This window comes from Microbacterium radiodurans (assembly GCF_008710705.1).
Taxonomy (GTDB): Bacteria; Actinomycetota; Actinomycetes; order Actinomycetales; family Microbacteriaceae; genus Microbacterium; species Microbacterium radiodurans.
On record NZ_VYRZ01000002.1, the window covers coordinates 934,601 to 942,167 of the forward strand.

Consider the following 7,567-nt stretch of genomic DNA (forward strand, 5'->3'; position numbering starts at 1 on the left):
TCGGTCCGATGTCGGTCACAACAGGATACCCCCCAGGGGTATTCCCGCCAACGGGGTCCGACCGCGGACGCGTACGCTGAGATCATGCCCACGATCTCCGAGCGCGACCTGGCCGCCACCATCGACCACGCGATCCTGAAGCCCGAACTCACCCGCTCCGCCGTCGACGCCGAACTCGACATCGCGGCCGAGTGGAAGGTGTTCTCGGTGTGCGTGCGCCCCTCCGACATCGCGCACGCCGTCGATCGCCTGGACGGCTCGGGTGTCGCCGTCGGAACCGTGATCGGCTTCCCGCACGGCACGACCTCGACCGCCGGAAAAGTCGCCGAAGTGCGCCAGGGCCTCGCCGACGGCGCCACCGAGTTCGACATGGTCGTCAACATCGGCGCGCTGCGTTCGGGCTTCGACGATGCGGTGGTCGACGACATCCGCGCCGTGGTCGACGCCGCCGCGGGACACGTCGTCAAGGTGATCCTCGAGACGAGCCTGCTGGACGACGAGCAGATCGCCCGCGGCAGCCGGCTCACCGAGGCGGGCGGCGCCGCCTTCGTGAAGACCTCGACGGGCTTCGCCGGCGGCGGGGCGACCATCCCCCACGTCCGCCTCATGCGCGAGAACGTCGGCCCGGCTGTGCAGGTGAAGGCCTCCGGCGGCGTGCGGAGCTACGACGACGCCCTCGCGATGATCGACGCCGGCGCCACCCGTCTCGGCACGAGCGGCAGCGCGACCATCCTCGGCGAGGCACGCCGCATCGCCGCCGGCGAAGAGGCGACCGGCGCCGTCGACGACACCTCGTACTGACCGTCTGCGCTTCGGCTCAGGCGAGAGCCGCCCGGACGCGGTCGACGTCGTCGGCCATCTGCACGATGAGGTCGTCGATGCCGGCGAACGCCGCCATGCCGCGGATGCGGGCGGTGAAACGCACCTGCACGCGGTGTCCGTACAGGTCGAGGCCCGTCTCGTCGAGCACGTAGGCCTCGACCTGGCGGACCGGCACGTCGTCGAAGGTCGGATTGGTGCCGACCGAGATCGCGGCGGGGTAGCGGATGACGCTGCTCGGCGTGCTCGACGCCGAGTCGGGACTCCCCTCGTCCACGAGCCAGCCGGCGTAGACGCCGTCGGCGGGGATGAAGCCGGCGGCATCCGCTTCGAGGTTCGCGGTCGGATAGCCGAGCTCGCGTCCGCGCTTGAGTCCGTGCACGACGAGGCCGCTGACCGCGTGCGGGCGACCGAGCAGGCGTGCGGCGCCCGCAACATCGCCCACCGCGAGCAGGTCGCGCACCCAGGTGGAGGAGACGCGGCGTCCGGCCTCGCGGGCGCGCACGTCGCCGACGACCTCGACGTCGAAGCCGTTCGCGCGACCGAGGTCGGCGAGCAGCTCGGGGGTCCCCGCGCCGCCCCGCCCGAAGCGGAAGTCGTCGCCGACGAGAACACTCACCGCACCGAGCGCCTCGACGAGGATCCGCTGCACGAAGTCGGCGGCGGGCAGGGCGGCGAGCTCGGCGTCGAATCGCAGCACGAGGATCGCGTCGACACCGGCATCCGCGAGGAGGTCGATCTTCTGCTCGAGCGCCACGAGCGGCTCCGGGCAGAGGTCCGGGCGCAGGAGACTGAGCGGGTTGCGGTCGAAGGTGACGGCCACGACCCGTGCCCCGAGGGACGCCGCATCCACCCGCGCGCGGTCGATGACGGCCCGATGACCCGAATGCACGCCGTCGAACTTGCCGATGGCGACGACGCTCGGGCCGAAGCCCGCGGGGACCTCGGCGGGGTCGTGGAAGACGGTCACCATGACGATCCCTCCGTTGCGGGAAGCGGTTGCGGCTCGGGAGGGCCGTCACGGTGCGCGACGAGCCACCAGATCCCGACGAAGGGGAGCACGAGCGGCACCCAGAAGTATCCGAAGCCGTAGCCCGACCAGACCGTCGCGTCGTGGGAGAACAGCTCGGGCAGCACGAGGCTGAGCGTCCCGACCACGAGGACGCCGACGAGCTCGAAGCAGATCGCGACCCAGGCCACGACGTACCAGGCGGCGGAGCCGGAGCGCACGAGAGCCACCGTCGCCAGCACGTACACGAGGGCCGCGACGGCGGAGAGGCTGTACGCGAGAGGCGCGAATGCGAAGTCCTCGACGATCTGGACGAGCGAGCGGCCCGTGGCCGCGAGCGCCATGACGGCGTACACGATGACAAGGACGCGACCGATGCCGGTCATGCGGGGGCGGTGCGAGGTCATGGCCTCTCAATGATAGGCGCCCCGCGCCGGCGCTCCGCGGGGTGTCAGGCGACCTGGACGGTCCAGATCACGTGCATCCGCCACACCATGATCGCGACCGACAGCGCGGCCACGCCCATGATGACCGTGCTCCAGCGGCTGCGTTCGAGAAGCGCCCAGAAGACCGCGGCGGGCGGCAGCAGCACGGCCGAGACGAGGTAGACCCAGAACTCCAACAGGCTCCCGCTCGGCGGATTGCCGACCAGCGGTGCGATGACGGCGACGACGATCTGCGCGATCAGGAGCAGGACGACCAGGGCGAGCGACCCGACCGAGAGATCGCTCGGCCGCCGGCCCGCGAACCCGAGCACGAGGCACAGGACCCCTGCCGCGACGGCGACCACGATCTGCGCCGCCGTGTACCAGCCGATCACGCGTCCTCCGCCATGTTCATGAGGCTCTTCACGTCGTCGCCGCGGCGTCCGACGATGCCGATGAGCCGTCCGTCGGGGTCCACCGCAGCGGGGCTCTGGCTTCGCAGCCGCACCGCAGCGCCCGCGAGCCGCTTGCCGTGGCGGAGGTCGCGCGCCTCCTCGGCCGTCACGGCGAACTCCCCCAGCACCGCGGTCGCCACGGCGGCATCGCCGAGCAGCGGCACATCGGGCGTGATCTCGCGCGCCGCGTCGTCCACCGCGAACGGCCCGATGCGCGTGCGTCGGAGCGCCGTCAGGTGCCCGCCGACACCGAGGCTCGCTCCCAGGTCCCGTGCCAGCGCGCGGATGTAGGTTCCGCTCGTGCAGTCGACGACGACGTCGACGTCGAGCACCGCTCCCCCGGTGGCCGTCGTCGCCGGTCGCGACTCGAGCACGTCGAAGCGCGACACCGTCACGCGGCGCGGCTTCAGCTCGACCGCTTCCCCGGCCCGGACGAGATCGTACGCGCGCCGCCCGTTCACCTTGATCGCCGAGACCCGGCTCGGCACCTGGTCGATCTCGCCGGTGAGCGCCGCGATACCGGAATCGATGCGCTCGCGGGTGATCGCGGCGACGGCATCCGCGGTGGAGGCCGACGTCTCACCGCCGTCCGCATCGTCGGAATCGGTCGACACCCCGAGCCGGATCGTGGCGAGGTAGGTCTTGTCGAGGCCGACGATGTACGTCAGGAGGCGCGTGGCCGCTCCGACGCCCAGCACGAGCAGCCCCGTGGCCATCGGGTCGAGGGTGCCGGCGTGCCCGATCTTCCGGGTGTTCAGAGCTCGGCGGGTGCGTGAGACGACGTCGTGGCTGGTGATCCCGCCCGGTTTGTCGACGAGCAGGATGCCGCGGGGCGCGCGTTCGGGCATGCCGTCCAGCCTACGGCGCCCAGCGCCCGCCCCCTCTCGGCATAGGCTGAACGGATGCCGGACCTCGCCGCACCGCTCGCCGCGTGGTACCGCGACAATGCACGCGACCTGCCGTGGCGCCGGGAGGGCTTCGGCGCGTGGGGCACCCTCGTCAGCGAGTTCATGCTGCAGCAGACCCCCGTCGCCCGCGTCATCCCCCTGCTCGAGGCGTGGCTGACGCGCTGGCCGACGCCCGCCGACCTGGCCGACGCGGCGCCCGCCGACGCCGTGCGACAGTGGGCGAACCTCGGCTACCCGCGGCGCGCACTCTGGCTGCACCGGGCCGCCGTCGAGATCCGGGACCGCCACGACGGCGATGTTCCCCGCGACGTCGACGCCCTCCTCGCGCTGACGGGCATCGGCGACTACACCGCCCGCGCCGTCGCGGTGTTCGCCTATGGCGACCGGCATCCCGTCGTCGACACCAACACGCGACGCGTTCTCGCGCGCGCCGTCCGGGGTCGCTCGCAGCCGGGGCCGGCAGCGAAGCGCGACCTCGACGACATGACGGCGATCCTGCCCGAGGACGTCGACGAGTCCACCGTCGTCAACGCGGCGGCCATGGAGCTCGGCGCCCTCGTGTGCACCGCGCGCTCACCCCGCTGCGAGGCCTGCCCGCTCGCCGATCGCTGTGCCTGGCGCGCTGCGGGCTACCCCGACACGGGCGATACGCGCACGAAGCAGGCCCGATACGAAGGCAGCGACCGACAGGCGCGCGGAGCCGTCCTGAAGGTCCTGCGCGCGGCGACGACCCACGACGTCGCCGCTGACGAGGTCATCGCCGACTGGCCCGACCGCGCTCAACGCGACCGGGCGATCGATTCCCTCGTCGTCGACGGCCTCGTCGAAGCGGTGGACGGGCGCCTGCGCCTGCCTCGCTGAGGGGCTGACGGGACCTCAGTCCTCGTCGTCGTCGATCTCGCGCGGCTTGACGTACGGGTCGGCCTCGCCCGCGTAGGCAGCGCCGGTCGCGGTGGCCGCGGTGGCCGCGTCGCGCTCGCGAGCCTCGCGGAGGAGGTGCTCGATGTGTCCCGCGTTCTCGGGGATCGCGTCCAGGATGAACTCGAGCGTCGGCGTCACCCGGACGCCGAGCTTGCGCCCGACCTCGCTGCGCAGCATGCCGGTCGCGGCACGCAGCGCTTCCGCCGAGTCCGTGCGCTCCTGGTCGGAACCGTAGACCGTGTAGAAGACGGACGCGTGCTGCAGGTCACCGGTGACCCGGACGTCGGTGATGGTGACGAAGCCGAGGCGGGGGTCGCGCAGGCCCTTCTCGAGGCGCTCCGCGACGAGCACTCGGATGCGATCGGCCAAGCGGGACTGACGTTCGCTGGACATACCTTCTTCTCCTTACTTCGACCCGCTCGTCGGCGGGCCGGAAACTGCGGAGGCGATGGACGCCGCCCGGACGGTCGGAGCCAGGCTCCTGCCATCCGGGCGACATCCATCGCCGTAGCAACCGACGAGGGTCAGCCGCGGGGCTTCTCCACCATCTCGGTCGTCTCGATCTCATCGCCGATCTGGATGTCGTTGTACTTGCCCAGACCGATACCGGCCTCGAAGTCCGTGCGGACCTCGGTGACGTCGTCCTTGAAGCGGCGCAGCGACTCGATGGCCAGGCCGTCGGCGAGCACGACGCCGTCGCGGATGACGCGCGCCTTGGCGTTGCGCGTGATCGTTCCCGACCGCACGATGACACCCGCGATGTTGCCGAACTTCGAGGAGCGGAACACCTCGCGGATCTCGGCGACACCCGACTGGACCTCTTCGTACTCCGGCTTCAGCATGCCGGTGAGCGACTGCTCCACGTCGTCGATCGCGTTGTAGATGACGGAGTAGAAGCGGACGTCCACACCTTCACGAGCCGCACGCTCGCGTGCCTTCGTGTCGGGACGGACGTTGAAGCCGATGACGATCGCGTTGTCGATCGTCGCCAGGTTGATGTCCGACTCGGTGATGGCACCGACGCCGCGGTGGATGATGCGCAGCTGCACCGAGTCATCGACCTCGATCTTGAGCAGCGACTCCTCGAGGGCCTCGACGGCACCCGAGACGTCACCCTTGATGATGAGGTTGAGCGACTCGACCTTGCCCTCTTCGAGAGCGCGGGTGAAGTCCTCGAGCGAGATGCGCTTGCGCGCCTTGGCCAGCTGAGCGTTGCGCTCCGCCGCCTCGCGCTTCTCGGCGATCTGGCGGGCCAGACGGTCCTCCTCGGTGACGATGAAGACGTCGCCGGCTCGGGGAACCGAGTTCAGACCCTGCACCTGCACCGGACGCGAAGGCCAGGCCTCCTCGACCGCGTCGCCGTTCTCGTCGACCATCGCACGGACGCGGCCGTAGGCCGTTCCCGCGACGATCGCATCTCCGACACGGAGCGTTCCCGACTGGATCAGCACCGTCGCGATCGAACCACGGCCCTTGTCGAGCTTCGCTTCGATGGCGACACCGCGGGCGGCCTTGTTCGGGTTCGCCGTGAGGTCCAGACCCGCGTCCGCCGTCAGCAGGACGGCGTCGAGGAGCTCCTGGATGCCGGTGCCCTGACGCGCCGAGACGTCGACGAACATGACGTCTCCGCCGTACTCCTCGGCGACCAGACCGTACTCGGTGAGCTGCTGGCGCACCTTCGCCGGGTTGGCGTCGGGCTTGTCGACCTTGTTCACCGCGACCACGATCGGGACGTTCGCCGCCTGAGCGTGGTTCAGCGCCTCCACCGTCTGCGGCATGATGCCGTCGTCGGCGGCGACCACGAGGATCGCCAGGTCGGTCACCTGGGCACCGCGGGCACGCATGGCGGTGAACGCCTCGTGTCCCGGGGTGTCGATGAAGGTGATGGCCCGCTCGATCTCCTCGTGCTCGGTCCAGACCTGGTAGGCGCCGATGTGCTGCGTGATGCCGCCGGCCTCGCCCGCGACGACGTTGGTCTGACGGATCGCATCGAGCAGTCGCGTCTTTCCGTGGTCGACGTGACCCATGACCGTGACGACCGGAGGACGGATCTCGAGGTCCTCGTCGCTCTCGGCGTCGAGCTCGGCCTCGAGGTCGAGACCGAAGCCCTCGAGGAGCTCTTTGTCCTCGTCCTCGGGCGAGACCATCTGGATCTTGTAGCCGAGCTCCTCGCCGAGCACCTCGAAGGTGGCTTCGTCGAGCGACTCGGTCGCGGTCGCCATCTCACCCAGGTTGAACAGGATGGTCACGAGTGTGCCCGGCTGCACGGTGTAGCCGCGCAGCGCCTCGAGCTTGTCCGCGAAGTCGGCGATCGATGCACCGCGGCGCAGACGGATGATCTCGCCGTTGCCCTTCTGGACGTTGACGCCGCCGACGACCGGCGCCGACCGCATCTCGAATTCCTGCCGCTTCGCCCGACGCGACTTGCGCTGCTTGGACTTGCCGCCTCCCTTTCCGAAGGCACCCGCGGTACCGCCGCCGGGGCCGCGCCCGCGACCACCGCCGCCGCCGGGACGGCCGGCGAAACCGCCGCCGGGTGCGCCACCGGGACGCTGGAAGCCGCCGCCGGCACCACCGGGACGACCGGGACCGCCCGGGCGCTGCTGGAACGGCGCGCCGGGACGCCCGCCGCCGCCGGGACGACCGGCGCCACCGGGACGCGGAGCACCGGGGCGCGGCGCGCCGGGACGCGGTGCCTGCGGACGCGGGATGTTGCCGGGCGTGGGCCGCTGGCCCATGCCCTGAGCGGAGGCGAACGGGTTGTTGCCCGGACGCGGGCCGGCGGGCCGCTGGCCCATGCCCTGCGACGGCGCGAACGGGTTGTTGCCGGGGCGCGCGCCACCGGGACGCGGCGGCTGGCCGGCACCGGGGGTGGGGGCGCCGGGCTTGACCGGACCGGGCTTGCCGGCGCCGGGTGCGCCGGGAGCCGGCGCGGTGGCCGGAGCAGGCGCGGCGGCCGGGGCCGACGGCTGAGCGGGCGCGGCGGCGGGCGCCGCCGGAGCCTCGGCGGCCGGAGCAGCGGGCGCAGCC

General features: G+C 71.7%; 8 protein-coding genes. 2 read left to right on the forward strand and 6 right to left on the reverse strand.

All coding sequences use genetic code 11. The features are described from left to right. The first annotated feature begins 84 nt into the window (after positions 1 to 84). Positions 85 to 801 carry a deoxyribose-phosphate aldolase gene (gene deoC, locus F6B42_RS10285; protein ID WP_150419516.1) on the forward strand — a complete coding sequence of 239 codons (717 nt, stop codon included), beginning with the start codon at positions 85 to 87 and terminating at the stop codon, positions 799 to 801. A 16-nt stretch (positions 802 to 817) separates the two neighbouring features. Here deoC and F6B42_RS10290 read toward each other — a convergent pair whose 3' ends face one another. From F6B42_RS10290 to truB, 4 genes are read right to left on the reverse strand one after another with little or no spacing between them, the layout of a single operon-like run. Next, positions 818 to 1,789: a bifunctional riboflavin kinase/FAD synthetase gene (locus F6B42_RS10290; RefSeq protein WP_150419623.1), complete on the reverse strand. Its 972-nt coding sequence runs from the start codon at positions 1,787 to 1,789 to the stop codon at positions 818 to 820. Beyond that, positions 1,786 to 2,235, reverse strand: a complete 450-nt coding sequence (locus tag F6B42_RS10295; protein ID WP_150419517.1) for a hypothetical protein — start codon at positions 2,233 to 2,235, stop codon at positions 1,786 to 1,788. The genes F6B42_RS10290 and F6B42_RS10295 overlap by 4 nt, the downstream gene beginning before the upstream one ends. Positions 2,236 to 2,279: 44 nt before the next feature. After that, positions 2,280 to 2,648, reverse strand: a complete 369-nt coding sequence (locus F6B42_RS10300) for a hypothetical protein (protein WP_150419518.1) — start codon at positions 2,646 to 2,648, stop codon at positions 2,280 to 2,282. After that, entirely contained in the window at positions 2,645 to 3,556 is a 912-nt protein-coding gene (gene truB / locus F6B42_RS10305; protein WP_150419519.1) for a tRNA pseudouridine(55) synthase TruB, read from the reverse strand. The genes F6B42_RS10300 and truB overlap by 4 nt, the downstream gene beginning before the upstream one ends. A 54-nt stretch (positions 3,557 to 3,610) precedes the next feature. Between truB and F6B42_RS10310 the strand changes: the two genes are divergently transcribed. Beyond that, positions 3,611 to 4,477 carry an HhH-GPD family protein gene (locus F6B42_RS10310; protein ID WP_150419520.1) on the forward strand — a complete coding sequence of 289 codons (867 nt, stop codon included), beginning with the start codon at positions 3,611 to 3,613 and terminating at the stop codon, positions 4,475 to 4,477. A 15-nt stretch (positions 4,478 to 4,492) separates the two neighbouring features. On the opposite strand, the gene rbfA is transcribed toward F6B42_RS10310, so the two are convergent. Together rbfA and infB are read right to left on the reverse strand one after the other, a co-directional pair. Beyond that, positions 4,493 to 4,930, reverse strand: a complete 438-nt coding sequence (rbfA, locus tag F6B42_RS10315; protein WP_150419521.1) for a 30S ribosome-binding factor RbfA — start codon at positions 4,928 to 4,930, stop codon at positions 4,493 to 4,495. 131 nt (positions 4,931 to 5,061) lie between these two features. Beyond that, positions 5,062 to 7,567 (reverse strand): translation initiation factor IF-2 (gene infB, locus F6B42_RS10320; RefSeq protein ID WP_150419522.1); only part of this gene is annotated, 2,506 nt, incomplete at its 5' end.